Here is a 22,562-nt window from a genome sequence, read left to right on the forward strand (position 1 = left end):
GTTGAACCCAAAACAACAGGTGATTCGGGTAAACCCTCGGTGGCCCTTCGGTTGTTTCCCGTGCGGTGATTTCCCGACTGATTTACTCGAATTTTACGTGAAGCCTACTTTTTTAGTCAAGTTCTGAGGCGAAGAACCGGCAGGATCCTGCGCCGCTTGCGCGAGCAGGTGGTCAAGCAGCCCGGCACAGGCGTCTTCCAGGTAGTCCAGGACCACATCGAAGCCGGCTGGCGAGCCGTGATAGGGATCGGGCACCTCCTCTTTGGCGTGGCGCTGCGCAAATTCCATCAACCGGCGCAGCTTGTGTCGGTACTCCGGCGGACAGGCGGCACGCAGGCAGTCGAGGTTCTCGTGGTCCATGGCGAGGATCAGGTCGAAGCGCTCGAAGTCCGCCGGCACCACCTGGCGCGAGCGCAATGCACACAGGTCGTAGCCGCGACGCTGTGCATGCGCCAGCGCGCGCGGATCCGGCGGCTCTCCCAGGCGGTAGCCATGGGTGCCCGCGGAATCGACAAGCAATCGAGATGCCAGCGAGGTTTTTTGTACCAGATGCCGGAACACGCCCTCGGCGCTTGGCGAACGGCAGATGTTGGCAGTGCAGACAAACAAGAGGCGTAACGAAAGTACAGGGTCGGAGCTGGCCATGGCGCCAGTCTAAGGGGCCGACCCGCGGCCGCCCGGCGGCGCCCGCCTGCCGGCGGGCAGCCCGGCATAATCCCCGGCTTTCCAGCTCGGCCTTACCTATGTCCATCACTGGTGACCATCGGCTCCTGAAGCGTCTCAACCGCAGTGCCGTGATACGACAGGTCCGGCAGGCGCCGGGGAGCTCGCGGGCTGACCTGGCCCAGGCCTTGGGTCTGACGAAATCGACCATCAGCCTGCTCTCGCAGGAGCTGATCGAGGAGGGCTGGCTGGTAGAGGTCGAAGCCGAACCGCAGCCGCTACAGGCGCGCGGCACCGGCCGCCCGCCGACGCCGCTGATGCTGGACGAACACCGCCTCGCCTTCATCGGGGTGGACCTGGGCCTGGCGTCGGCCACCGTGGTGGCCACCAATCTGGTCGGCAAGATCCTGGCCGAGCACAGCGGCCCGGTCGACATTGCATCGCCCGCGCAGACCTGCGAGCGGGTCGCGATGATGGTGCATGCCTTGCTCGAAGACCCCGAGCTGCGCCGGCGCGGCGTCGTGGGGCTGGGCCTGGGGGTGCCGGGCGCCGTCGATGAACGCACCGGCATGCTGCGCTTCGCTCCGAACCTGGGCTGGAAAGGCGTGCCGCTGCGCGACCTGCTGCGCGACGCATTGGCCGGAGGCCCGGCCGCCCAGCTGCCCCTGTATGTGCAGAACGATGCCGATGTGGCTGCCTTGGGCGAGTTCGAGTTCGGCGAGCCCCCGGTGTCCGAGCCGCTGGTCTTCCTGGGCCTCGGCACGGGCGTGGGCGCGGGCATCGTCGTCAACGACCGATTGCTGACCGGCGCCGGCGGCTTTGCCGGGGAGATCGGCCACACCGTGCTCGACGCCCAGGGCCCCCGCTGCAGTTGCGGGCGGCGCGGTTGCGCCGAGGCGTTCGTGGGGCTGGCAGCGCTGGTGCAGGCGGTGCTCGGCCAAGACAGTGCGCCGGTCACTCGAGACCCGGCCATGCTGCTGCGCAGCCTGCCAGCCTCGGTGTTCGCGACCGGGCAGGCGGTGCACGACGAGGCGATCGGTGCCGCACTGGAGCGCGCCGGGCACTACATCGGGCTGTTGCTGCAGAACCTCTGGGCGGCCTTCGACCCAGCGCTGATCGTGCTGGGCGGGCCCACCTGCGAACTCGGCGAATCGCTGCTGGGGCCGGCCCGCGAGCGCCTCGCTCACTATGCGGAAGCGGCCGGGCTGCAGCCGCCACTGGTGCGGCAGGCGCGCTTCGGACGCCTGGCCCACGCAGTGGGCGCCGCAGCCGCGGTGATCCACTACCAGGTGCGACCCTTGTCGGACGCCACGCAGCAGGCCAGCAGCATGATCGCGGCGGACGCCGGCTGAGCGCAGCGGCTGGTGGGCCGCCGGCGGTTCAGCGCAGCGGCACCACGTGGTCGCCACCGCTGGCACCGAAGGCCTGCTCCTTCAGCAACGCCAGCTGGTCCCGCAGGCGGGCCGCCTTCTCGAACTCCAGGTTGCGGGCGTGCTCGAGCATCTGCTTCTCGAGCTGCTTGATGCGCTTGCCCAGGTCCTTTTCCGACAGCGCCTCGACCTTGGCGGCCTCCTCGGCGGCCTTGAGGTCCTGGCGCGTTTCCTGGCCGGAGAACACACCGTCGATCAGCTCCTTGATCTGCTTGGTGACGCTGCGCGGTGTAATGCCTTGCGCCGCGTTGTGCGCCAGCTGCCGCTCACGCCGGCGCTGCGTTTCGCCGATGGCCCGGTTCATCGAGTCGGTCATCTTGTCGGCGTACAGGATGGCTTTGCCGTTGACATTGCGCGCCGCACGGCCAATGGTCTGGATCAGGGAGCGCTCGGCACGCAGGAAGCCTTCCTTGTCGGCGTCCAGGATGGCGACCAGCGACACCTCGGGGATGTCCAGCCCCTCGCGCAGCAGGTTGATGCCAACCAGCACGTCGAAGGTGCCAAGGCGCAGGTCGCGCAGGATCTCCACCCGCTCCACGGTGTCGATGTCCGAGTGGAGGTAGCGCACCTTGACGCCGTTGTCTGACAGGTAGTCGGTCAGCTGCTCGGCCATGCGTTTGGTGAGCGTGGTGATCAGCACCCGCTCATTGACTTCGATGCGCTCGCGGATCTCTTGCAGCACATCGTCCACCTGGTGGGTGGCGGGGCGCACCTCCACCACCGGATCCACCAGGCCGGTAGGCCGCACGAGCTGCTCCACCACCTGCCCCGCCGTGCGCTTCTCGTAGTCGGCCGGGGTGGCGGAGACAAAGACCACCTGGCGCATCTTGCGCTCGAACTCCTCGAACTTCAGCGGCCGGTTGTCGAGGGCGCTGGGCAGGCGAAAGCCGTACTCCACCAGCGTCGTCTTGCGCGCCCGGTCGCCGTTGTACATGCCGCCGAGCTGGCCAATCATCACGTGGCTTTCGTCGAGGAACATCAGCGAGTCCGGCGGCAGGTAGTCCACCAGCGTGGACGGCGGATCGCCCGGGCGCGAGCCCGAGACATGGCGGGTGTAGTTCTCGATGCCCTTGCAGTGGCCGATCTCCTGCAGCATCTCCAGGTCGAAGCGGGTGCGCTGCTCGAGCCGCTGCGCCTCCACCAGCTTGCCGGCCTTGACCAGTTCGTCGAGCCGCGTGCGCAGCTCCTCCTTGATGCCTTCGATCGCCGACAGCACCCGCTCGCGCGGTGTCACGTAGTGGCTGCTGGGGTAGATGGTGAAGCGCGGGATCTTCTGGCGGATGCGCCCGGTCAGCGGGTCGAACAGCTGCAGCGAATCGATCTCGTCATCGAACAGCTCGATGCGGACTGCCAGCTCCGAATGCTCGGCCGGAAAGACGTCGATGGTGTCGCCGCGGACCCGGAAGGTGCCGCGCCCGAAGTCGATCTCGTTGCGCTTGTACTGCATGCGGATCAGCTGCGAGATGGCGTCGCGCTGGCCGATCTTGTCACCGACCCGCATCGTCATCACCATCTGGTGGTAGTCGCTCGGATTGCCGATGCCGTAGATGGCGGAGACCGTCGCGACGATGACCACGTCACGCCGCTCCAGCAGGCTCTTGGTGGCCGACAGGCGCATCTGCTCGATGTGCTCGTTGATCGCGCTGTCCTTCTCGATGTAGAGGTCGCGCTGAGGCACATAGGCCTCGGGCTGGTAGTAGTCGTAGTAGCTCACGAAGTACTCCACCGCATTGCGCGGGAAGAACTCGCGGAACTCGGCATACAGCTGGGCCGCCAGCGTCTTGTTCGGCGCGAACACGATGGCCGGGCGCCCGCAGCGGGCAATGACATTGGCCATCGTGAAGGTCTTGCCCGAGCCGGTCACGCCCAGCAGGGTCTGGAAACTGAGGCCGTCGTTCACCCCCTCCACCAGCTGCGCGATCGCGTTGGGTTGGTCACCGGCCGGTGGATAGGGCTGGTACAGCTGGAAGGGCGAGTCCGGAAACTGCACGAACTTGTTGTCGTCGAGCGCGGGAACTTCGGTCAATGTGTCGGCCATGGGAAGGTCAGCAGCCTAGAATGAAGGGGCTACGGGCCGCCAGATGCTCCATGTGTGAAGTAATTGGCTGCGACTGGGGCCGGTAGCCATCAAGGTTAGCCCAATTGCCCGCTCCCCTCCACTGACAAGGATAGTTTCCATGGCATCGCTTTTTGCCGCTGTCGACATGGCTCCGCGCGACCCCATCCTGGGTCTCAACGAACAGTTCAACGCCGATCCCAACCCGAACAAGGTCAACCTGGGCGTGGGCGTGTACTACGACGACAACGGCAAGCTCCCGCTGCTGAAGTGCGTGCAGGCCGCCGAGCAGCAGATGCTCGAGGCCCCGAAGGCGCGCGGCTACCTGCCCATCGACGGCATCGCGGCCTACGACAAGGCGGTGCAGGGCCTGGTCTTCGGCGCCGACAGCGCCGCCGTGAAGGCAGGCCGCATCGCCACCGTGCAGGGCCTCGGCGGCACCGGCGGGCTGAAGGTGGGCGCCGACTTCCTGAAGAAGGTGAATCCCGACGCCCGCGTGCTGATCAGCGACCCCAGCTGGGAGAACCACCGCGCGCTGTTCGAGAGCGCCGGCTTCACGGTCGGCACCTACGCCTACTACGATGCGGCCAAGCGAGGCATCAATTTCGAAGGCCTGCTGGCCGACCTCAAGGCGGCAGCGGCCGGCACCATCGTCGTGCTGCACGCCTGCTGCCACAACCCGACCGGCTATGACCTGTCGCCCGCCCAATGGGAAGAGGTCATCGAGGTCGTCAAGGCCGGCAGCCTGGTGCCTTTCCTCGACATGGCCTACCAGGGCTTCGGCGAAGGCATCGCCGAAGACGGCGCCGTGGTCGGCCGCTTCATCGCGTCGGGCCTTGACTTTTTCGTCTCGACCTCCTTCTCCAAGAGTTTCTCGCTCTATGGCGAGCGGGTGGGCGCCCTCAGCGTGGTGGCGCAGACCAAGGAAGAAGCCGATCGCGTGCTGAGCCAGCTCAAGCGCGTCATCCGCACCAACTACTCGAACCCGCCGACCCATGGCGCCCAGGTGGTGGCCACGGTGCTGACCACACCGGCCCTGCGCCAGATGTGGGAGCAGGAACTGGCCGAGATGCGTGTGCGGATCAAGCAGATGCGCGGCGCCCTGGTCGAAAAGCTGAAGTCGGCAAATGTTGCACAGGACATGAGCTTCGTGACGCAGCAAAAGGGAATGTTCAGCTATTCAGGACTGAGCAAGGAGCAAATGCAGCGTTTGCGTACGGAATTCGGCGTCTATGGCGTCGATTCTGGTCGCATCTGTGTCGCCGCCTTGAACAGCAAGAACATCGACTACGTGGTCGCCTGCATCGCCAAAGTCATTTGATGTTGTCATCTGTGTGACAAAAAATGGGCCGACTGGCCCATTTTTTTCGCCTTGGACTCGGTTTCTGGCTTTGGAATCCGGGCTTATTCCGGGTTTCGGCGAAGGCCTGCCTCTGCAAACATCCGATTACCGAACTTAGAATGGTGCGCCGCAACATCCGTTCGGCTTGCGCACGCCGCTTGCACCACTCCCTCGGCCACGGGCCGCCGCTGCACGGCGCCTGTACGTAGAGAAAGGGCCTCCGATGCTGTACCAACTGTATGAAACCCAACGCGCCTGGCTCAGCCCTTTTGCGGAGTTCGCGAGCGCTTCATCCAAGCTCTACAGCCACCCGCTGTCGCCGCTGACGCACACGCCGGGCGCCGACCGGGTCGCCGCCTGCTTCGACCTGATGCACCGCTTGGCGAAGGAATACGAGAAACCGCAGTTCGGCATCACCACGGTTCAGGTCGAAGGCACCGACATCGCGGTGCAGGAACAGATCGCGGTCAACAAGCCCTTCTGCCAGCTGCGCCGCTTCAAGCGCTTCACTGACGAGGTGGAGCTGCTCACCACGATGAAGTCGCAACCCTCGGTGCTGGTGGTGGCGCCCCTGTCGGGCCACCACGCCACCCTGCTGCGCGACACGGTCCGCATGCTGCTGCGGGACCACAAGGTCTACATCACCGACTGGGTCGATGCCCGCATGGTGCCGCTCGACGCGGGCCCCTTCCATCTCGACGACTATGTCGAGTATGTGCAGGACTTCATCCGCCACATCGGGCCGGACGTGCACGTCATCTCGGTCTGCCAGCCCACCGTGCCGGTACTGGCGGCTATCTCGCTGATGGCCAGCCGCGGCGAGCCGACGCCGCGCACGATGACCATGATGGGTGGGCCCATCGATGCCCGCAAGAGCCCGACCGCGGTCAACAACCTGGCGATGAACAAGAGCTACGAGTGGTTCGAGAACAATGTCATCTACCGGGTGCCGCCCAACTACCCGGGCGCGGGACGGCGCGTTTACCCGGGCTTCCTTCAGCACACCGGCTTCGTCGCGATGAACCCGGACCGGCACCTCAGCTCGCACTACGACTACTTCCTGGACCTGGTGCGTGGTGACGATGAAAGCGTCGAGCAACACCGCACCTTCTACGACGAGTACAACGCGGTGCTCGACATGCCCGCCGAGTACTACCTGGACACCATCAAGACCGTCTTCCAGGACTTCGCACTGGTCAATGGCACCTGGCAGGTGAGGGGCGAGTACGTCCGGCCGCAGGACATCAAGACCACCGCGCTGCTGACCGTGGAAGGCGAGCTGGACGACATCTCCGGCGCCGGCCAGACCCGCGTGGCACACGAACTGTGCACCGGCATCCCGAAGGACGAGCAGCCGCACTACACGGTGGAAGGTGCCGGGCACTACGGCATCTTCTCCGGCCGGCGTTGGCGCGAGAAGGTGTATCCCCGGGTGCGCGATTTCATCGCCAAGCACGAGAAGTAAAGCCGCGGCCGCCGGCCCGGTGGCCCGTGGCTACAATGCGCCGCGCCGCGCGGCGTTGCCTGCGATCCCTCGCAAGCCAGGCGCCGGTGGGCGCGGTGTTGCCGGCATCCGGAGCAACGCCACCCCCCGCCCGCCCTGCCCTGACCGTCCCGGCGTCCATGTCTTCCGAGTCCATGCCTCACCCTACCGTCACGGCCGACGCCATCGATGCACTGCTGCCGCAGACGCAATGCACCCGGTGCGGGTATCCGGACTGCCGCAGCTATGCCGAAGCGATCGCCGAGGGCCGCGCCGGCATCGACCAGTGCCCGCCCGGCGGCGCCGAGGGCATCGCCCGACTGGCTGCGCTCACCGGCCAGCCCGAGCGGCCGCTGAACCCGGCCCATGGCATCGAGGGCGAGCGCCGGCTGGCGATCATCGACGAAGACTGGTGCATCGGCTGCACGCTGTGCATCAAGGCCTGCCCGGTGGACTGCATCGTCGGCGCGCCGAAACAGATGCACAGCGTGATCGACGCCTTGTGCACCGGTTGCGAGCTGTGCGTGCCGGTCTGCCCGGTCGATTGCATCTCGCTGGCCTCGGCCACCCCGGGGCGTACCGGCTGGCAGGCGTGGAGCGAGGAGCAAGCCGGCCAGGCACGCGAGCGCCATGCCTTCCACCGCCTGCGGCTGGTGCGCGACAAGCAGGAAAACGACGAGCGACTGGCCGCCAAGGCCGAGCGCAAGCTGGCCAACCTGCCGGCCGAAACCCGCCTGACCGATCCGGCGCAGATCGACCGCAAGCGGGCCATCATCGAGGCCGCGCTGCAGCGCGCCCGGCAGCAGCGCAGCGGCGGTTGAACCCGCGGCTCGCTACACTTGCGCCGCATGCGCGTCTCTGACATCGAGCCCTTCTTCGCCACCCTCAAGGCTGCCAATCCGCAGCCCAACACCGAGCTGGAGTACACCAGCGTCTTCGAGCTGCTGACGGCGGTTCTGCTGTCGGCACAGGCGACCGACGTCGGTGTGAACAAGGCCACCCGCCGGCTGTTCCCGGTGGCCAACACACCGCAGAAGATCCTGGCGCTGGGCCACGACGGGCTGTGCGAGTACATCAAGACCATCGGCCTCTACCGCAGCAAGGCCAAGCACCTGCTGGAGACCTGCCGCATCCTGGTGGAGCAGCACGGCGGCGTGGTGCCACGCACTCGCGAAGCGCTCGAGGCCTTGCCGGGCGTGGGCCGCAAGACCGCCAATGTGGTGCTCAATGTCGCCTTCGGCGAGCCGACGATGGCGGTCGACACGCACATCTTCCGCGTCAGCAACCGCACCGGACTGGCGCCGGGGAAGAACCCGCTGCAAGTCGAGCTGGCCTTGCTGCGCCGCGTGCCACCCGCCTACCTGGTGGACGCCCACCACTGGCTCATCCTGCACGGCCGCTATGTCTGCGTGGCGCGCAAGCCGCTGTGCTACAAGTGCGCCGTTGCCCAGTACTGCGATTTCACCCCGAAGACACCGCCACCGTCAGGCTGAAGCGCCGCAGCGCGCCATAGCGGGGCGCTGCCGGCCAGTCACCGGGCGAGTGCGGCAGGCCGCGGCCGGCAGCCAGCAGCGCCACGGCGTTCATCCAGCCGCCGTGGCCCACCACCAGCCGCACCGCGGCCGGCTCCTGCTCGCGCAGGAAGGACAGACAACGGTCGAACAGCTGGACCAGCGCCTCGCCACCACCCGGCGCCAGGGCAGCGAAATCGTCGCACCAGGCCTGCACCGGTCCGGCGCCAATATCCTGCCAATGCCGGCCGTCCCACTCGCCGAAGTCGAGTTCCGCCAGCCGTGCGTCGCACTCATGGCGCCAGCCCCAGCGCGCCAGCCAGCGGCCCACCGCCGCGCCCCGCTGCAGCGGCGAGGTCCACACCTCGCGCGGCCAGCCTTCGCGGCGCGCCGCGCGGCGAATGCGGTGGGCCAGCCGCTTCGCCTTGCGCGGGTCTACCGGCAGGTCGGTTCGGCCGATGCAGCGGCCCTGCGCACCGCGGGGCTTCGGGTGGCGCCAGATCAGGCAGTGCATCGCCACGCCCCGAGCACCGCCAGGTAGGCGGCCAGCTCGCTCAGTTGCTGGGAAGCGCCCAGGCAGTCGCCGGTGTAGCCGCCCAGCCGCCGGCGGAACCAGCGCCGGCAGTACAGGCCGGCTGCCGCCATGGCCAACAGTGCTGCCGCCACGGCCGGCAGCGAGAGCCAGGCCAGGCAGGCAGCGCCAGCGCATGCCGCCCACCCGAGCGCCACCGCCCAGCCCGGGTTCGACAGATGGCGCGACAAGGGCTTGGCCTTGGCCTGCTCCAGGTCGCCGGCATAGGGCAGCCAGCGGATCAGGCTCACCGCCACGGTGCGTGAGCCGGTGTGGGCCAGCAGCAAGGCCGGCGCGGCGAGCGCAGGTGGCATGCTGGCCAGCGCTGCCCACTTCAGGCCGAGCATCACGAACAGGCCCATGGCCCCATAGGCGCCGATGCGCGAATCCTTCATGATCTCCAGCGCGCGCTGGCGGCTGCTGGCGCCGCCCAGGCCGTCACAGGTGTCGGCCCAGCCGTCCTCGTGAAAGCCGCCGGTCAGCAGCAGGCTGGCGGCGATGCACAGGCCGGTGGCGGCCGGCATGCCCAGCACAGTGGCTGCCGCCAGCAGCACCGAGGCAGCCACCGCCCCCACCGCGGCGCCCACCAGCGGGAAGTGCCGCGCGCTGGCCTGCAGCCATGCATCCTGATAGCCCACCCAGCGCGTCAACCAGTCCGGCAGCGGCAACCGGGTCAGGAACTGGCAGCCGATCAGCGCCAGGCGCACCTCGTGGGCGAGCCACCTCATGTGCCAGGCATGCCGTCGGACACCCCGGCCGACTCGAAGCTGGCCATCTCGTCGAGCAGGCGCAGGCTGGAATCGATCAACGGCCAGGCCACCGCGGCGCCCGAACCTTCGCCGAGCCGCATGCCAAGGTCCAGCAGCGGCTCGGCGCCCAGGTGCTGCAGCAGCGCCCGGTGCCCCTGCTCGCCGGAGCAGTGCGCAAACACGCAGTAGTCGAGCAGCGCCGGTGCAAGTGCCCGCGCCACCAGCACCGCTGCGCTGGCGATGAAGCCGTCCACCACGATGACACGACGCTCATGGGCGGCCTCCAGCATGGCGCCGACCATCATCGCGACCTCGAAGCCACCCAGTGCCGCCAGCGCAGCCAGCGGTTCGCGCGCCTCATGGTTCACCTCGAGTGCCTGGGCCAGCACTCGCTGCTTGCGCTGCAGCGCCGCGTCGTTCAGGCCGGTGCCCCGGCCGACGCACGCTTCGATGGGCAGGCCACACAGGCGTGCCATCAACAAGGAGGCGCACGAGGTGTTGCCGATGCCCATCTCCCCCAGCAGCACCACATTGCCGGGCCGCTCGCGCAGCACCTGCGCACCGGCGGCCAGGGCCGCCTGGCACTGGGCCGCTGTCATCGCCGGGCCCCGGCTCGCGTCCTGGGTGCCAGCAGCGATCTTGCGCAGCTGCAGGCCCGGCCGCGGCTGGAAGTCGTGCCGGACGCCCGCATCCACCACCGTCAGCGCCATACCGTGCTGGCGTGCCAGCACGCTCACCGCGGCCCCGCCCGCCAGGAAGTTCTCCACCATCTGCCAGGTGACGTCGCTAGGGTAGGCCGAGACGCCCTGCGCAGCCAGACCATGGTCGCCGGCAAACACGATCAGCTGCGGCTGCTCCAGCTGCGGTGTGTCACTGGCCAGCGCCAAGCCCAGCTGGAGCGCCAGGCGCTCCAGCCGCCCGAGCGCGCCAAGCGGCTTGGTCTTGCGATCGATACGTTGTTGCAGGCGCGCGGCGAGGGCGGCATTGGCGGCAGGCGCCACCGAGGGTGCGAGATAATCGAAGTGATTCATGTGTGAAGGGATTCTTGCCTCACGCGGCTGCCGCCGGCTTGACCTGCATCGGAATGCCCGCGACGGTGAGCGTGACTCGCGCGGCGATCTCGGCCACCTGCTGGTGCAGACGCCCGAGCGCATCCACCGCGGCCCGCGCCTCGCGGCTCAGCGGCATCACGCCCCAGCCGATCTCGTTGGACACCAGCAGCACCGTGCCCGGCACCTGCTGCAAGGCCAGCAGCAGCGCCTCGACGGCCGGCTGCGCCGGCTCGGGCGCCACACCGGGCGGTGGACAGAGCAGTTGCGACAGCCACAGCGTCAGGCAGTCGACCAGCACGCAGCGCCCCGGCGTCGCGTGCTCGCGCAGTGCTGCGGCCAGGGCCGCGCCGCCGGGCGGCAGTTCAATGCTCTGCCAGCTTGCAGGACGACCGGCCCGATGGCGGGCGATGCGCTCGCGCATCTCGTCGTCGCCAGGCCATGCGGTGGCAATGTAGACCACCTCGGCACCCTGCTGCTCGCAGTGCGCGGCGAGCCGTTCTGCATGCCGGCTTTTGCCGGAGCGGGCGGCACCCAGGATCAGGTGTACGGACGATGACAACAGCCAGCCTCCCTCTTGGATACCCCCTGTTGGCGGGGACAGCGCGGGATTGTAAGAGCCCGTTCTACAATGGCCGAGGAGGATGTCTCGCCGATATGTCACAGACCGATGAACTCGCGGACCGCGTGGAGCGCCTGCTGGTGCGCTACGAGGAACTCAAGCGCACCAATGCCCTGCTGGAGCAGCAACTGGCCGGCGTGACCGCGGAGCGCGACAGCCTGCGCTCACGCCTGAGTGCCGCGCGCAGCCGCATCGACGCCTTGCTCGAACGCCTGCCTGAAGCCATCGCGCCGCAAGCCGGCGGCGAGAAAGAGGTCTGATGAAGCAGATCGAAGTGACCATCATGGGGCAGAGCTACATCCTCGGTTGCACCGAAGGTGGCGAGGCGGCCTTGCTGGAGGCGGTGAACCATGTCGACCGCGAGATGTGTGCGATACGCGATGCGGGCAAGGTGAAGGCGCGCGAGCGCATCGCGGTGCTGGCTGCGCTGAATGTGGCTTTCGAACTTGCACAGCGGCCACCGGCTTCGGCACCTTCGGTGGCGCCTGGCCAGGTGCCGGCGCCCGCGGTATCGCCAAGCACAGATGCGGCCGCCCTGGTCCGTCGCATCGACGAGGCCCTAGGACAAGACGGGCAACTCATCTGAGCCCGCCATCCGGCGTAGAATCAATCCGTCCGTCGCGTTCGCGGGAGTTTTATATTTCCTTGAACCGATGCTCTTTGAGCAAGGGCTTGGAACATCGTCCTGCTGGTGTGATCGTCTCGCGTCAGATGAACCCGAAGCTTGACTGACCTCGCCCACCTGAATCCCCTGGGTTCAGGAATGCGGCTCTCGGCTCGTGGCGGACACCTTCCGATTTCTCGCATGCCCCCTGCCTCCCCCTGCCAGTACTGGCTGATGAAGAGCGAGCCCGACGAGTGCTCGATCGACGACCTGGCAGCGGCGCCCGGCCAACGGGTTCCCTGGGTCGGCGTGCGCAACTACCAGGCGCGCAACTTCATGCGCGACGCGATGCGCGTCGGCGACGGCGTGCTGTTCTACCACTCCTCCTGCCCCGAGCCTGGCATTGCCGGGCTGGCCACCGTGGCGTCCGCTGCCTATCCGGACGCGACGCAGTTCGATCCCGCAAGCCCGTACCACGACGCCAAATCGACGCCCGAGGCGCCGCGCTGGCTGCATGTGGACGTGCAGCTGTCGCGCAAGACGCGGCTGCTCGGCCTGAAGGAGATGCGGGCCGACCCGGCGTTGGCCGGCATGCAGGTGCTCAAGCCCGGCAACCGCCTGTCGATCACGCCGGTCACGGCCGAGGAATGGGACCACATCGTGAAGCTGTTGGAGACTTCTTGAACATCGAATGGTGGTTCGTCACCGAGCTGCTCGCCCTCGGCGCCTGCACCGGTTTCCTGGCCGGCCTGCTCGGCATCGGTGGCGGCATGCTGCTGGTGCCCTTCCTGACCCTGATCCTCACGCACCGCGGTGTCTCGGCTGATCTGTCGGTGAAGATGGCCATCGCCACTTCGATGGCCACCATCCTCTTCACCTCCATCTCCAGCGTGCGCGCGCACCACAAGCGCGGCGCGGTGCGCTGGGGCCTGGTGGGCGGGTTGGCACCTGGCATCGTGCTGGGTGGCCTGCTCGGTGGGGCAGGCGTGTTCGCGCTGCTCAAGGGGCAGTCGCTGGCCCTCATCTTCGCGGTCTTCGTCGGCTTTTCGGCCACCCAGATGCTGCTCGACAAGAAGCCCGCGCCCAGCCGGCAGATGCCGGGGCTGGCCGGCCGCACCGCCGCGGGCGGCGGGATCGGCTTCATCTCGGGCCTGGTCGGCGCCGGGGGCGGCTTTATCTCGGTGCCATTCATGACCTGGTGCAATGTGCCCATCCACAACGCGGTGGCCACCAGCGCAGCCCTCGGCTTCCCGATCGCGCTCGCCAATACGCTGGGCTACCTGATTGGCGGACGCGAGTTGGCCCCGCCGCTGCCCGGCGCCTTCGGCTACCTCTACCTGCCGGCCCTGGTGGTGATCGCTTCGGCCAGCGTGCTGGCCGCCCCGCTGGGGGCACGTGCAGCACACGCGATGAACGTGCGCCAGCTCAAGCGTGCCTTTGCCTGCACGCTCTACCTGCTCGCCGCCTACATGCTCTACAAGGCGCTGGCCTGAGGGGGCGGCGCGGCCGGCCCAAAGGGAATGGCCGCCAGCATCACGCAGTTGCTGCCACGGCGCTTGGCCTCCTCGAGCGCCGCATCGGCACTGCGCAGCAAGCCCTCTCGGTCATAGGCGGTGTGCGGGAAGCTGGCCACGCCCATGGACACGGTGAAGTGCAGCTCGGCGCCCTCCAGCATCACCAGCTGGGCCTCGCACTGCCGGCGCACGCTTTCCATGCGGGCATGCGCCGTGGCCAGGCCGACGCCTGACAGCACCACCGCGAAACGGTCCTCGCCAAGCCGGCAGGGCGCATCCATCACCCGGGTGTTGCTGCGCAGCAGCCGACCCAGCGCCTGGAGCGTGCGCTCTGCCGCCTCGCGGCCGTGAGTGGCCAGCAAGCGCGCATGACCATCCACCTGCACCGATACCAAGGCGAACTCGCGGTGTTCGCGCATCGAGAGGTCGATCTCACGATGCAGCTGCTCTTCGAAGTGGCGGCGGTTGTAGACGCCGGTGACCGGGTCGCGCACCGCCTGGTCGCGCACTTCCTGGCGCAGCTCCTCGTTCTGGCGCTGCTGCTGTTCGAGCTGCGCCAGCGCCTGGCGCAGCTGCGCCTGGTGGCGCCGCGGCTCGGTCACATCGGTCCAGACGCCGCACAGATAGCGAGCCTCGGCCAGCGGGTCCGGCACCACCGCCACCCGCACCGCCGCCAGTTCCACCGGCTGCCCGCCCGGTGTGCCGGGCAGCTTGTCGTCACGGTGGAGCGGATGGCGCTGGGCCAGTGCGGCCTGATCGGCGCTCTTCAACGGCACAGCGAATTCGGGCGGCAGCAGTTCATCGTCCGTGCGGCCCAGCACCTCTTCGACGGCGCGGCCCAGCAAGCGGGCTGCGGCGGGGTTGGCATAGACATAGCGGCCATCGCCATCCTTGGCATAGACGGCGCCCTGGCTGTGTTCCGTGGCTGCCAGCAGCAGCGCGAGCAAGGCCGGCGACGGCAGGTCGGGCGGCGTCTGGCTGGGCGCGCTCTGCGCCCCGGCGATGAGTTGCGGCTGTTCCATGAGCGGGCCTGGCGAACCGATCGCGGCTCCAGGACGGTGCAATGTCGGGTTCCGCGGGCGACTTGCCGCACGGATGCGTCATTGTCCACCCAAGCGCCTGAACATGTGCTGGCATGGCGCGAGCAGCCCCCTCGTTCAGGGCATCGGGCAAGCGCGAAATAGTGCCGCTTTCAGCGGGTGAGCAGGTCGATGCTGCGCTCATAGCGCTCTGTCAGCCGGTCGAACAGCTCCAGCAGGTCCTCGCTGGCTGCTGCCAGTGCGAGCCGCCCGTCGGCCCTGTGGGCCTGCTGCAGCCCGCTCGAGAACGACCGCCAGCTCAGGCTCGCCGCCTCCAGCAACTGGCGGATGTCGGAGGTGGTGAGCGGGGCCGCCTGGAGCCAGGCCAGCGATTGTTCGAACTGCTGCACCGTCTCGCGCAGGCCAGCCTGAGCGGCGTCGGCCTGGGCGCCTTCGAGCAGCCGCGCCAGCAGCGCCTGCTTGGCCAGGCGCTGCGACAACATGCGCTGCCGCCCGCAGATATTGACGATGTGCAATGAATGGAGCTGGCTGGCCGACTCGAGCACCGTCGTGAGCCGCTCGGCGCCCTTGAGCAACCGTCCGGCCAGCTCGTCGAGCGGCGCCAGGGGCGCGACCTGTGCCGGACGGCCGAGGCTCGGCTTCAACTCTGCCCACAGTCGCTGCACTTCATCCAGCAAGTCGCCGAAGGTGGCTGCGGGCAGGCTGCGCGACAGCACGTCGAGGTTGGCCTCCACCCGGCTCACCGAGGCAGCCATCAGGGCCCGCGAGCCGGCCGTGTCGACCTCGGCCGCGAGCAGCGCATGCAACTTGACCAGGCGCTGCGACAGCATGCGCAACTGCCCCGCGCGGTTGATGGCCTCAGCGTAGCGGGCTGCATCGATGACCTGACGCGAGACCTGGCCGACGCGCCGGTTGTCACGCATCGACAAGGTGCGCAGCAGTCGGAACGCTTCTTCTTCGGAGACCTGGGTGGCCCGCATCAGGATACCCTTGGCACGGTCCACCAGCTTGCGTTCCTCGAAGCGGTGGCTCACGTCCTCGAGCGCGGTGCGCAGCTGCTGCTCATGGCGGAAGCGGGCCTGGGCCAGGTGCAGCAAGGGGCGCACTCGCTGGGGCGCATAGCCGTCGACCACCCAGGCATGCACGCCCGCGGCCAGCGCCCGGCTCATCTTGTCCGCATCGGCATCGGCCGTGAAAACCACCACCGGCAGCGGCGCGGTAGAGGCCAGCGCCGCAAGGGCCTCGAACATCGGCTCGTCGGGCACCGCCTCGGACCAGACCAGCAGGTCCGGTGCATGGCGCACCGTGTCCCGCACCACATTGCGGCGGTCCACCGCACCAAGCACGTGAATGCCGACCCCGTCGAGGTCGGCCACCAGCATGGCAGCCGCGGCCGCTTCTGCACACACCACCAGCACCGACGTCATTCGCCCCTCTTGCTCTCAGCCAGACCGACGGGCGTAGATGCAAAGAACACGCCATGGCGGTGCACGCAAGCGCGGAAGCTTTGGCATGGACGTTGCTTTTGCATCGCCTCGGGTGTGACGATGCACCCAGGCCGGTCACAGCACCGCCGGCCATGCGCACAGCGCCGTGCGCAGCCATGTGCCTCCATGTCCCCGCCGCAGGCGAGGACCCTGTTCCTGCTGGAGAGCATCATGCGCCACGCCCCCATTCACCCGGGCCGCCCCCTGCCGGCCCCCCTGCCCCGCCCTGCCGCCGGTCGGCGCTCGTCGCCCGCGCCGACCTCCCGTGCAGGCCAGGCCTGAATCCATCCCCGTCCACGTTCCATCCGTCCGGAGTCGCTTCATGGCAGGCTACAAGAGCTTTCTTTCCTCAGGTCATTGGCCCACGCTGCTGGCCTCTTTCCTGTACTTCGATTTCTGCTTCGCCATCTGGGTGCTCAACGGCGCCATGGGGCCCTTCATCGGCGAGGCCTTCCAGCTCAGCGCAGCGCAGAAGGGCTTCATGGTGTCGGTGCCCATCCTGGCCGGCGCGCTGATGCGCTTCCCGCTCGGCGTGCTGGCGCAGTACATCGGGCGCAAGAACGCGGCGATGGTCGAGATGAGCCTGATCGTGCTGGCACTGGCCTTCGGCTACTTCTTCGTCGACAGCTATGACTCGGTACTGGCCATGGGCGTGCTGCTGGGCATTGCCGGCGCAAGCTTCGGTGTGGCGCTGTCGCTCGGCTCGGGCTGGTTCCCGCCGCAATACAAGGGCCTGGCGATGGGCCTGGCAGGTGCGGGCAACTCCGGCACCGTGCTGGCGGTGCTGTTTGCCCCACCGCTGGCGACCCACTATGGCTGGCAGGCCGTGTACGGCATGGCGGCCTTCACGATGTTGCTGCCCATGGCCGTGATGTGGCTGGCCGCGAAGGAGCCGCCCGACCGGGAGCACCAGACCCTGCGCGAGCACCTGTCCTGCCTGTTCGAGAAGGACGGCTGGGTCTTCAGCCTGATCTACGTGGTGACCTTCGGCGGCTTCATCGGCCTGTCCAGCTTCCTGCCGACCTACTTCTACGACCAGTTCAAGGTGACCAAGATCGAGGCTGGTCAGCTCACCATGCTGGCCACCCTGATGGGCTCCGCGGTACGGGTGGTGGGCGGCTACATCTCGGACCGCATCGGCGGCGTCAACACGCTGACGGCGGTGCTGCTGATGGTGGCCGCCTGCCTGGTGCTGTGCGGCCTGGCGGGGCAGTCGGTGGTCGTCACCACGCTGCTGTTCATGCTCTGCTTCGCGGCGCTCGGTGCCGGCAACGGGGCGCTGTTCCAGCTGGTGCCGCTGCGCTGGCCACTGAGCACCGCAGTGGCGGGCTCGATGATCGGCGAGGTCGGCGCGCTGGGCGGCGGCCTGGTGCCCAACGCGATGGGCCTGTCCAAGCAGCATGCCGGCAGCTACCTCTGGGGCTTTGTCGTCTTCGCGGTGCTGGCGCTGCTGATGCTGCTGGTGCTGCGGGTGGCCCAGATCCGCTGGACCCGCACCTGGGCCGAGAAGGGGGGCCGCGCGCGCCCGCCGGCAGCCACAACGCCGGCCCCGCACGACTATGGCCGGGCCCGCTACACCACTCAGGCCGAGTGAGCGCGGAGGCATGCACGAGATGACGATGCGCCGGCGCCCCGCCCACTGCCCGCCTGCTGCCTGCTGCGGTTCAACGCGGCAGGAACAGCAGCCAGATCACCAGCAGCAGGTTGAACAGCAGCGACAGCCCCAGGCCGATCTTCCACAGCGCCGCCTCGTCGCGGGCCACCAGCGGGGTGGCCCCCGGGGCGGGCAGCGGGCGCGAGGCACCTCGTTCGAGCGCGAGCGCGAACTCCTCAGCGGTTTCGAAGCGCTGGGCCTTCTCGCGGGCGACCGCCTTCAGCACGACATGGTCCAGCCAGATCGGCACGTCGGGCCGGCTGCGCGACGGCGCGCACGGGTCGCGGCGGAAACGCCCGCTCTGGTAGGGCTCGATCTCGCCATAGGGCAGCCGACCGGTCAGCCAGCGATACAGGGTGACACCGAGCGCGTAGAGGTCGCTCGCGGCATCGGCCGGCTCGGCGTCCCCGTGGGGGCCGGGCCACTGCTCGGGGTTCATGTAGCTCGGCGTGCCGGCATGCAACAGGCGCTGCGCCTGCGGTTCGCGACCGGAGACGGCGGCCCCCAGGTCGAGCACGCGCCATTGCCCATCGACGCCGAGGTGCAGGTTGGCGGGCTTGATGTCACGATGAATCACACCCTGCCGATGCAGCCCGCCCAGGGCGCGCACCACGGCCAGCGCGGCGGCCACGACCTGGTCGACGCCGAAGCGCCGGCCACTCGCCAGGCACTGCTCCAGCGTCTGGCCTTCATGCCAGTCGAACACCAGGTAGAAGGCGCTGGCGTCGCGCTGCTCGCGCAGGCGCACGAACCCGCTGCCGGCGCGACTGCCCAGCCAGGCCTCGTGCGCCAGCATCGCGCGCTCCTGCGGGTCGGCGGCGCGCGCCTCGTGCAGCGTCTTCAGGGCCACCGGCTCGCCGCGAACCGGTTCGCGCGCCCGGTAGAGGCGATGCACGCCGTCGTCGCTGACGAGCACTTCGATGACATGCCCGTCCAGGCGGTCGCCGGCCTTGAGCCGCGGCGGCACCGGCAGCTGGCGGCCCAGCAGCAGCATGTCCTCCAGCCGGGCCTCGGCCAGGTGCAGCACCCGCATCACCAGCGCGGTGGCGTTGTCGCGGCTGCCCGCGGCAACGGCTTCGCGCACGATGGCCTCGCTGGCCAGGCTGGCGTCGCCGTGCAGGGCCAGCGCCGCCAGCCGGCTGCGCTTGAGAGCGCGGTGCACGCCGTCGCTGGTCAGCAGCAGCACGTCGTCGGCCTGCAGCCGGCCTTGCAGGTAGTCCACGCGCACCAGGTCGTCCAGGCCCAGGGCCCGCATGAGGCGGTGGCGCAGATCGGGATGGTCGAAGCTGTGGTCCTGCGTCAGCTGCACGCACTCGCCGTCGCGCAGCAGCCAGGCCCGGGTGTCGCCCACATGCGCCACCGTGTAGCCCTGTCCCTGCAGCACCACCGCCGTCAGCGTGCACATGGCAGCCGGTCCGGCACGGCGGCGGTTGTGGTCGGCCAGCCAGGCGTTGTGGGCGCCAATCAGGCGGTCGAGCGCGACGGTGGTGTCCCAGGTGTCGGGGGTGGCGTGGTAGTCGCGCACCAGGCTCAGCACGGCCGTCTGGGCCGCCTCGGCGCCATGGCCCCCCGCCGAGACGCCGTCGGCCAGCGCAGCGATCCAGCCACGGGCGGCCTCGCCGGGCGGGGGCGCCACGGCGGCCGCGAAGTCCTCGTTGCCGGGCCGCGGGCCGCGCTCGCTGCAGTGGCCGACGTCCACTTCCAAACCCATCTTGTCCCTGCCTGCTGTGCAGCGCCATGCGCGCCGGCGGGCATTGTCCCCGGGAAGCTGCGCGGCGCCAAAACAGTGCGCCCGGCCGGCCCGCTTCAAGCCAAGGACGCAGCGAACGCACTGCGTATTGGCACCCTTTTCGCTTGAACCCGTCGGCGCATAGCCTTGGAGTAAGACCATGAGGAAGATGAAACTGGTGATGGTGGGCAACGGCATGGCGGGCGTGCGCACGCTCGAGGAGCTGCTGAAGATCGCCCCCGACCTCTACGACATCACCGTCTTCGGTGCCGAGCCGCATCCCAACTACAACCGCATCCTGCTGTCGCCGGTGCTGGCCGGCGAGCAGACGCTGGACGAGATCGTCCTCAACCCGCTGGACTGGTATGCCGAGCACGGCATCACCCTGCACCTGGGCAAGAAGGTGGTCGACGTGGACCGGCGCCGGCGTGTCGTCACCGCCGAGGACGGCACCACCGCCGAATACGACCGGCTGCTGCTGGCCACCGGCTCCAACCCCTTCATCCTGCCGGTGCCGGGCAAGGACCTGGACGGCGTGATTGCCTACCGCGACATCCAGGACACCAACACGATGATCGAGGCTGCGCAGCGCTACAAGCACGCGGTGGTGATCGGTGGCGGCCTGCTGGGCCTGGAGGCGGCCAACGGCCTGATGCTGCGCGGCATGCAGGTGAGCGTGGTGCACATCGCACCGTGGCTGATGGAGCGCCAGCTCGACGATGTGGCGGGCAAGTTGCTGCAGAAGTCGCTCGAGGAGCGCGGCCTGAAGTTCCTGCTCGGCGCCCAGACCGCGGCCCTGATCGGCGACCAGGACGGCGGCCGTGCCGGCCGTGTGATGGCGGTGCAGTTCAAGGACGGCAAGGAGGTGCCGGCTGACCTGGTGGTGATGGCCGCCGGCATCCGCCCCAACACCACGCTGGCCGAGAAGATCGGCCTGCATTGCAACCGCGGCATCGTCGTCAGCGACACCCTGCAGACTGTCACCGACGCGCGCATCTATGCGGTCGGCGAATGCGCCGCCCACCGCGGCATCGCCTACGGCCTGGTGGCACCGCTGTTCGAGCAGGGCAAGGTCTGCGCCACCCACCTGGCCGAGTTCGGCATCGGCCGCTACACCGGCTCGCAGGTGTCGACCAAGCTGAAGGTCACCGGCATCGACCTGTTCTCGGCCGGCAACTTCATGGGCGGCGACGGCACCGAGGAGATCGTGATGAGCGATCCCTATGGTGGCGTCTACAAGAAGCTCGTCATCAAGGACGACCAGCTGGTCGGCGCCTGCCTCTACGGCGACACCGTGGACGGCAGCTGGTACTTCCAGCTACTGCGTGAAGGCCGCAAGGTCAGCGAGATCCGCGACAAGCTGATGTTCGGCGAATCCCACCTCGGCGTGGCCGGCCACGAAGGCCAGAACAAGGCCGCCAGCATGGCCGACGATGCGGAGGTGTGCGGCTGCAACGGCGTCACCAAGGGCACCATCTGCAAGGCCATCAAGGAGAAAGGCCTGTTCACGCTCGACGAGGTGCGCAAGCACACCAAGGCCAGCGCCTCCTGCGGCTCCTGCACCGGGCTGGTGGAGCAGATCCTGATGTCCACCGCGGGCGGCGACTATTCGGCGACGCCGAAGAAGAAGGCCTTGTGCGGCTGCACCGACCACAGCCATGCCGAGGTGCGCCAGGCCGTCCGCGAGCACAAGCTCATCACCATCGACAGCGTGTTCCGGTTCATGGAGTGGCGCACGCCCAACGGCTGCGCCAGCTGCCGCCCGGCGGTGAACTACTACCTGATCTCCACCTGGCCCAAGGAGGCCAAGGACGATCCGCAGTCGCGCTTCATCAACGAACGCTCGCATGCCAACATCCAGAAGGACGGCACCTACTCGGTGATCCCGCGCATGTGGGGCGGCGAGACCACCGCCGCCGAGCTGCGCCGCATCGCCGACGTGGTGGACAAGTACCGCATTCCCACCGTCAAGGTGACCGGCGGCCAGCGCATCGACCTGCTGGGCGTCAAGAAGGAAGACCTGGTCAACGTCTGGCGCGACATCGGCATGCCCTCGGGGCATGCCTATGCCAAGGCGCTGCGGACGGTGAAGACCTGCGTGGGCAGCGAATGGTGCCGCTTCGGCACCCAGGACAGCACCCAGATGGGCAAGGACCTGGAACGCGCCCTGTGGCGCATGTATGCGCCGCACAAGGTGAAGCTCGCCGTCAGCGGCTGCCCGCGCAACTGCGCGGAATCGGGCATCAAGGATGTCGGCGTGATCGGGGTCGACTCCGGCTGGGAGCTCTACATCGGCGGCAATGGCGGCATCAAGACCGAAGCCGGCCACTTCTTCTGCAAGGTGAGGACCGCCGAGGAGGTGCTGGAGTACAGCGGCGCCTTCCTGCAGCTCTACCGCGAGGAAGGCTGGTACCTGGAGCGCACCGTGCACTACCTGCAGCGGGTCGGCATGGAGCACATCAAGAAGGCGGTGCTGGAAGACGCCGCCAACCGCAAGGCCCTGTGGGAGCGGCTGCAGTTCGCGCTGGACGGCGAGCCCGATCCCTGGTTCGAGTTCGACAAGGCGCGGGTCGACACCCGCCAGTTCGAGCCGCTGTCGGCCTGAAGCCATCCAAGAACAAGCAAGGAGCCCCGCATCATGAGCCAATGGAAAGCCATCTGCCGCGTCGACGACATCCCGGTGCTCGGCGCCCGCCGCGTCGCCCGCCCCGGCGCCTGTGACGTTGCCATCTTCCGCAGCGCCAGCGACAAGGTGTTCGCGCTGCTCGACCGCTGCCCGCACAAGGGCGGCCCGCTGTCGCAGGGCATCGTGTTCGGCGAAAGCGTGGCCTGCCCGCTGCACAACTGGACCATTGGCCTGGCCGACGGCTGTGCCCAGGCGCCGGACGTCGGCTGCACGCAGAAGTTCAGCGTGCAAGTGGAGGACGGCCAGGTCTACCTCGACCTGGACGAGCTGAACCGCCTCGCTCTCGACGCCGGCCTGGCCGAGGCGCAGGCCGTCATCCGCCTGGTGGCCGCCTGAAGACGCCCGCGACCATCACCGACCAGCAAGGGGCCA

General features: G+C 68.4%; 21 protein-coding genes and 1 other RNA gene. 13 read left to right on the forward strand and 9 right to left on the reverse strand.

Annotated elements, in window-relative coordinates; genetic code table 11:
• Positions 1 to 93 precede the first annotated feature (93 nt).
• Positions 94 to 645, reverse strand: coding sequence for a low molecular weight protein-tyrosine-phosphatase (locus N7L95_RS06040; RefSeq protein WP_301258916.1), 552 nt, complete (start codon positions 643 to 645; stop codon positions 94 to 96).
• Positions 646 to 743: 98 nt separating this feature from the next.
• Between N7L95_RS06040 and N7L95_RS06045 the strand changes: the two genes are divergently transcribed.
• The gene (locus N7L95_RS06045) at positions 744 to 2,015 is read left to right on the forward strand and encodes an ROK family protein (protein ID WP_494516327.1); all 1,272 of its coding nucleotides are present in this window, start codon (positions 744 to 746) and stop codon (positions 2,013 to 2,015) included.
• 28 nt (positions 2,016 to 2,043) lie between these two features.
• On the opposite strand, the gene uvrB is transcribed toward N7L95_RS06045, so the two are convergent.
• Positions 2,044 to 4,131 (reverse strand): excinuclease ABC subunit UvrB, encoded by a 2,088-nt coding sequence (gene uvrB, locus N7L95_RS06050; RefSeq protein WP_301258918.1) that lies wholly within the window; start codon positions 4,129 to 4,131, stop codon positions 2,044 to 2,046.
• A gap of 139 nt (positions 4,132 to 4,270) precedes the next feature.
• Here uvrB and N7L95_RS06055 point away from each other — a divergent pair, with 139 nt between their 5' ends.
• The 4 genes from N7L95_RS06055 (at position 4,271) to nth (ending at position 8,467) form a co-directional block, all read left to right on the forward strand.
• Positions 4,271 to 5,470 (forward strand): amino acid aminotransferase, encoded by a 1,200-nt coding sequence (locus N7L95_RS06055; RefSeq protein WP_301258919.1) that lies wholly within the window; start codon positions 4,271 to 4,273, stop codon positions 5,468 to 5,470.
• Positions 5,471 to 5,714: 244 nt separating this feature from the next.
• On the forward strand, positions 5,715 to 6,956 hold the full coding sequence (locus tag N7L95_RS06060) for a polyhydroxyalkanoate depolymerase (RefSeq protein ID WP_301258920.1): 1,242 nt from the start codon (positions 5,715 to 5,717) through the stop codon (positions 6,954 to 6,956).
• 173 nt (positions 6,957 to 7,129) lie between these two features.
• A complete protein-coding gene (gene rsxB, locus N7L95_RS06065; RefSeq protein ID WP_301258921.1) occupies positions 7,130 to 7,795 on the forward strand; it encodes an electron transport complex subunit RsxB in 666 nt (221 codons plus the stop codon).
• Positions 7,796 to 7,822: 27 nt separating this feature from the next.
• The gene (nth, locus tag N7L95_RS06070; protein WP_301258922.1) at positions 7,823 to 8,467 is read left to right on the forward strand and encodes an endonuclease III; all 645 of its coding nucleotides are present in this window, start codon (positions 7,823 to 7,825) and stop codon (positions 8,465 to 8,467) included.
• Here nth and N7L95_RS06075 read toward each other — a convergent pair.
• The 4 genes from N7L95_RS06075 to cobU are packed head-to-tail and all read right to left on the reverse strand — an operon-like array spanning position 8,436 to position 11,419.
• On the reverse strand, positions 8,436 to 8,999 hold the full coding sequence (locus N7L95_RS06075; protein WP_301258923.1) for a histidine phosphatase family protein: 564 nt from the start codon (positions 8,997 to 8,999) through the stop codon (positions 8,436 to 8,438). The two genes, nth and N7L95_RS06075, sit on opposite strands and share 32 nt — an antisense overlap.
• A complete protein-coding gene (gene cobS / locus N7L95_RS06080) occupies positions 8,987 to 9,784 on the reverse strand; it encodes an adenosylcobinamide-GDP ribazoletransferase (RefSeq protein ID WP_301258924.1) in 798 nt (265 codons plus the stop codon). The genes N7L95_RS06075 and cobS overlap by 13 nt, the downstream gene beginning before the upstream one ends.
• On the reverse strand, positions 9,781 to 10,836 hold the full coding sequence (cobT, locus tag N7L95_RS06085) for a nicotinate-nucleotide--dimethylbenzimidazole phosphoribosyltransferase (protein ID WP_301258925.1): 1,056 nt from the start codon (positions 10,834 to 10,836) through the stop codon (positions 9,781 to 9,783). The genes cobS and cobT overlap by 4 nt, the downstream gene beginning before the upstream one ends.
• A 19-nt stretch (positions 10,837 to 10,855) precedes the next feature.
• Positions 10,856 to 11,419, reverse strand: a complete 564-nt coding sequence (cobU, locus tag N7L95_RS06090; protein WP_435870091.1) for a bifunctional adenosylcobinamide kinase/adenosylcobinamide-phosphate guanylyltransferase — start codon at positions 11,417 to 11,419, stop codon at positions 10,856 to 10,858.
• A gap of 92 nt (positions 11,420 to 11,511) precedes the next feature.
• Here cobU and N7L95_RS06095 point away from each other — a divergent pair, with 92 nt between their 5' ends.
• The 5 genes from N7L95_RS06095 to N7L95_RS06115 all read left to right on the forward strand — a co-directional run bounded on the left by N7L95_RS06095 (position 11,512) and on the right by N7L95_RS06115 (position 13,573).
• The gene (locus N7L95_RS06095; protein WP_301258927.1) at positions 11,512 to 11,736 is read left to right on the forward strand and encodes a cell division protein ZapB; all 225 of its coding nucleotides are present in this window, start codon (positions 11,512 to 11,514) and stop codon (positions 11,734 to 11,736) included.
• Complete coding sequence (locus tag N7L95_RS06100) at positions 11,736 to 12,062, forward strand: cell division protein ZapA (protein ID WP_301258928.1); 327 nt, start codon at positions 11,736 to 11,738, stop codon at positions 12,060 to 12,062. The genes N7L95_RS06095 and N7L95_RS06100 overlap by 1 nt, the downstream gene beginning before the upstream one ends.
• Before the next feature lie 23 nt (positions 12,063 to 12,085).
• Positions 12,086 to 12,269, forward strand: a non-coding RNA gene (gene ssrS, locus N7L95_RS06105) — 6S RNA.
• A 12-nt stretch (positions 12,270 to 12,281) separates the two neighbouring features.
• The gene (locus tag N7L95_RS06110) at positions 12,282 to 12,764 is read left to right on the forward strand and encodes an EVE domain-containing protein (protein ID WP_301258929.1); all 483 of its coding nucleotides are present in this window, start codon (positions 12,282 to 12,284) and stop codon (positions 12,762 to 12,764) included.
• Entirely contained in the window at positions 12,761 to 13,573 is an 813-nt protein-coding gene (locus N7L95_RS06115) for a sulfite exporter TauE/SafE family protein (RefSeq protein ID WP_435870064.1), read from the forward strand. The genes N7L95_RS06110 and N7L95_RS06115 overlap by 4 nt, the downstream gene beginning before the upstream one ends.
• Here N7L95_RS06115 and N7L95_RS06120 read toward each other — a convergent pair.
• Both N7L95_RS06120 and N7L95_RS06125 read right to left on the reverse strand, forming a co-directional pair.
• Positions 13,555 to 14,616, reverse strand: a complete 1,062-nt coding sequence (locus N7L95_RS06120) for a GGDEF domain-containing protein (protein ID WP_301258931.1) — start codon at positions 14,614 to 14,616, stop codon at positions 13,555 to 13,557. The genes N7L95_RS06115 and N7L95_RS06120 overlap by 19 nt on opposite strands.
• A gap of 170 nt (positions 14,617 to 14,786) precedes the next feature.
• Positions 14,787 to 16,061, reverse strand: a complete 1,275-nt coding sequence (locus N7L95_RS06125) for a type IV pili methyl-accepting chemotaxis transducer N-terminal domain-containing protein (RefSeq protein ID WP_301258932.1) — start codon at positions 16,059 to 16,061, stop codon at positions 14,787 to 14,789.
• Between the two features lie 382 nt (positions 16,062 to 16,443).
• Between N7L95_RS06125 and N7L95_RS06130 the strand changes: the two genes are divergently transcribed.
• A complete protein-coding gene (locus N7L95_RS06130; RefSeq protein WP_301258933.1) occupies positions 16,444 to 17,715 on the forward strand; it encodes an MFS transporter in 1,272 nt (423 codons plus the stop codon).
• 70 nt (positions 17,716 to 17,785) lie between these two features.
• Here N7L95_RS06130 and N7L95_RS06135 read toward each other — a convergent pair whose 3' ends face one another.
• A complete protein-coding gene (locus N7L95_RS06135; protein ID WP_301258934.1) occupies positions 17,786 to 19,486 on the reverse strand; it encodes a bifunctional protein-serine/threonine kinase/phosphatase in 1,701 nt (566 codons plus the stop codon).
• Between the two features lie 178 nt (positions 19,487 to 19,664).
• On the opposite strand from N7L95_RS06135, the gene nirB reads away from it, so the two are divergent.
• Positions 19,665 to 22,109, forward strand: a complete 2,445-nt coding sequence (nirB, locus tag N7L95_RS06140) for a nitrite reductase large subunit NirB (protein WP_301258935.1) — start codon at positions 19,665 to 19,667, stop codon at positions 22,107 to 22,109.
• Between the two features lie 33 nt (positions 22,110 to 22,142).
• Complete coding sequence (nirD, locus tag N7L95_RS06145; RefSeq protein WP_301258936.1) at positions 22,143 to 22,526, forward strand: nitrite reductase small subunit NirD; 384 nt, start codon at positions 22,143 to 22,145, stop codon at positions 22,524 to 22,526.
• Positions 22,527 to 22,562: the final 36 nt, after the last annotated feature.

The sequence above is a fragment of the Eleftheria terrae genome (assembly GCF_030419005.1).
GTDB lineage: Bacteria > Pseudomonadota > Gammaproteobacteria > Burkholderiales > Burkholderiaceae_C > Caldimonas > Caldimonas terrae.

Bases quoted from the DNA above. Each gene is read 5' to 3' on its own strand.
- cobS (WP_301258924.1), bottom strand. From the start codon at position 9,784: ATGAGGTGGCTCGCCCACGAGGTGCGCCTGGCGCTGATCGGCTGCCAG.
- N7L95_RS06120 (WP_301258931.1), bottom strand. From the start codon at position 14,616: ATGGAACAGCCGCAACTCATCGCCGGGGCGCAGAGCGCGCCCAGCCAG.
- nth (WP_301258922.1), top strand. From the start codon at position 7,823: ATGCGCGTCTCTGACATCGAGCCCTTCTTCGCCACCCTCAAGGCTGCC.
- N7L95_RS06125 (WP_301258932.1), bottom strand. From the start codon at position 16,061: ATGACGTCGGTGCTGGTGGTGTGTGCAGAAGCGGCCGCGGCTGCCATG.
- N7L95_RS06100 (WP_301258928.1), top strand. From the start codon at position 11,736: ATGAAGCAGATCGAAGTGACCATCATGGGGCAGAGCTACATCCTCGGT.
- N7L95_RS06045 (WP_494516327.1), top strand. From the start codon at position 744: ATGTCCATCACTGGTGACCATCGGCTCCTGAAGCGTCTCAACCGCAGT.
- nirD (WP_301258936.1), top strand. From the start codon at position 22,143: ATGAGCCAATGGAAAGCCATCTGCCGCGTCGACGACATCCCGGTGCTC.
- N7L95_RS06110 (WP_301258929.1), top strand. From the start codon at position 12,282: ATGCCCCCTGCCTCCCCCTGCCAGTACTGGCTGATGAAGAGCGAGCCC.
- uvrB (WP_301258918.1), bottom strand. From the start codon at position 4,131: ATGGCCGACACATTGACCGAAGTTCCCGCGCTCGACGACAACAAGTTC.
- rsxB (WP_301258921.1), top strand. From the start codon at position 7,130: ATGCCTCACCCTACCGTCACGGCCGACGCCATCGATGCACTGCTGCCG.
- nirB (WP_301258935.1), top strand. From the start codon at position 19,665: ATGAGGAAGATGAAACTGGTGATGGTGGGCAACGGCATGGCGGGCGTG.
- N7L95_RS06075 (WP_301258923.1), bottom strand. From the start codon at position 8,999: ATGCACTGCCTGATCTGGCGCCACCCGAAGCCCCGCGGTGCGCAGGGC.
- N7L95_RS06040 (WP_301258916.1), bottom strand. From the start codon at position 645: ATGGCCAGCTCCGACCCTGTACTTTCGTTACGCCTCTTGTTTGTCTGC.
- N7L95_RS06055 (WP_301258919.1), top strand. From the start codon at position 4,271: ATGGCATCGCTTTTTGCCGCTGTCGACATGGCTCCGCGCGACCCCATC.
- N7L95_RS06135 (WP_301258934.1), bottom strand. From the start codon at position 19,486: ATGGGTTTGGAAGTGGACGTCGGCCACTGCAGCGAGCGCGGCCCGCGG.
- cobT (WP_301258925.1), bottom strand. From the start codon at position 10,836: ATGAATCACTTCGATTATCTCGCACCCTCGGTGGCGCCTGCCGCCAAT.
- N7L95_RS06130 (WP_301258933.1), top strand. From the start codon at position 16,444: ATGGCAGGCTACAAGAGCTTTCTTTCCTCAGGTCATTGGCCCACGCTG.
- N7L95_RS06095 (WP_301258927.1), top strand. From the start codon at position 11,512: ATGTCACAGACCGATGAACTCGCGGACCGCGTGGAGCGCCTGCTGGTG.
- N7L95_RS06060 (WP_301258920.1), top strand. From the start codon at position 5,715: ATGCTGTACCAACTGTATGAAACCCAACGCGCCTGGCTCAGCCCTTTT.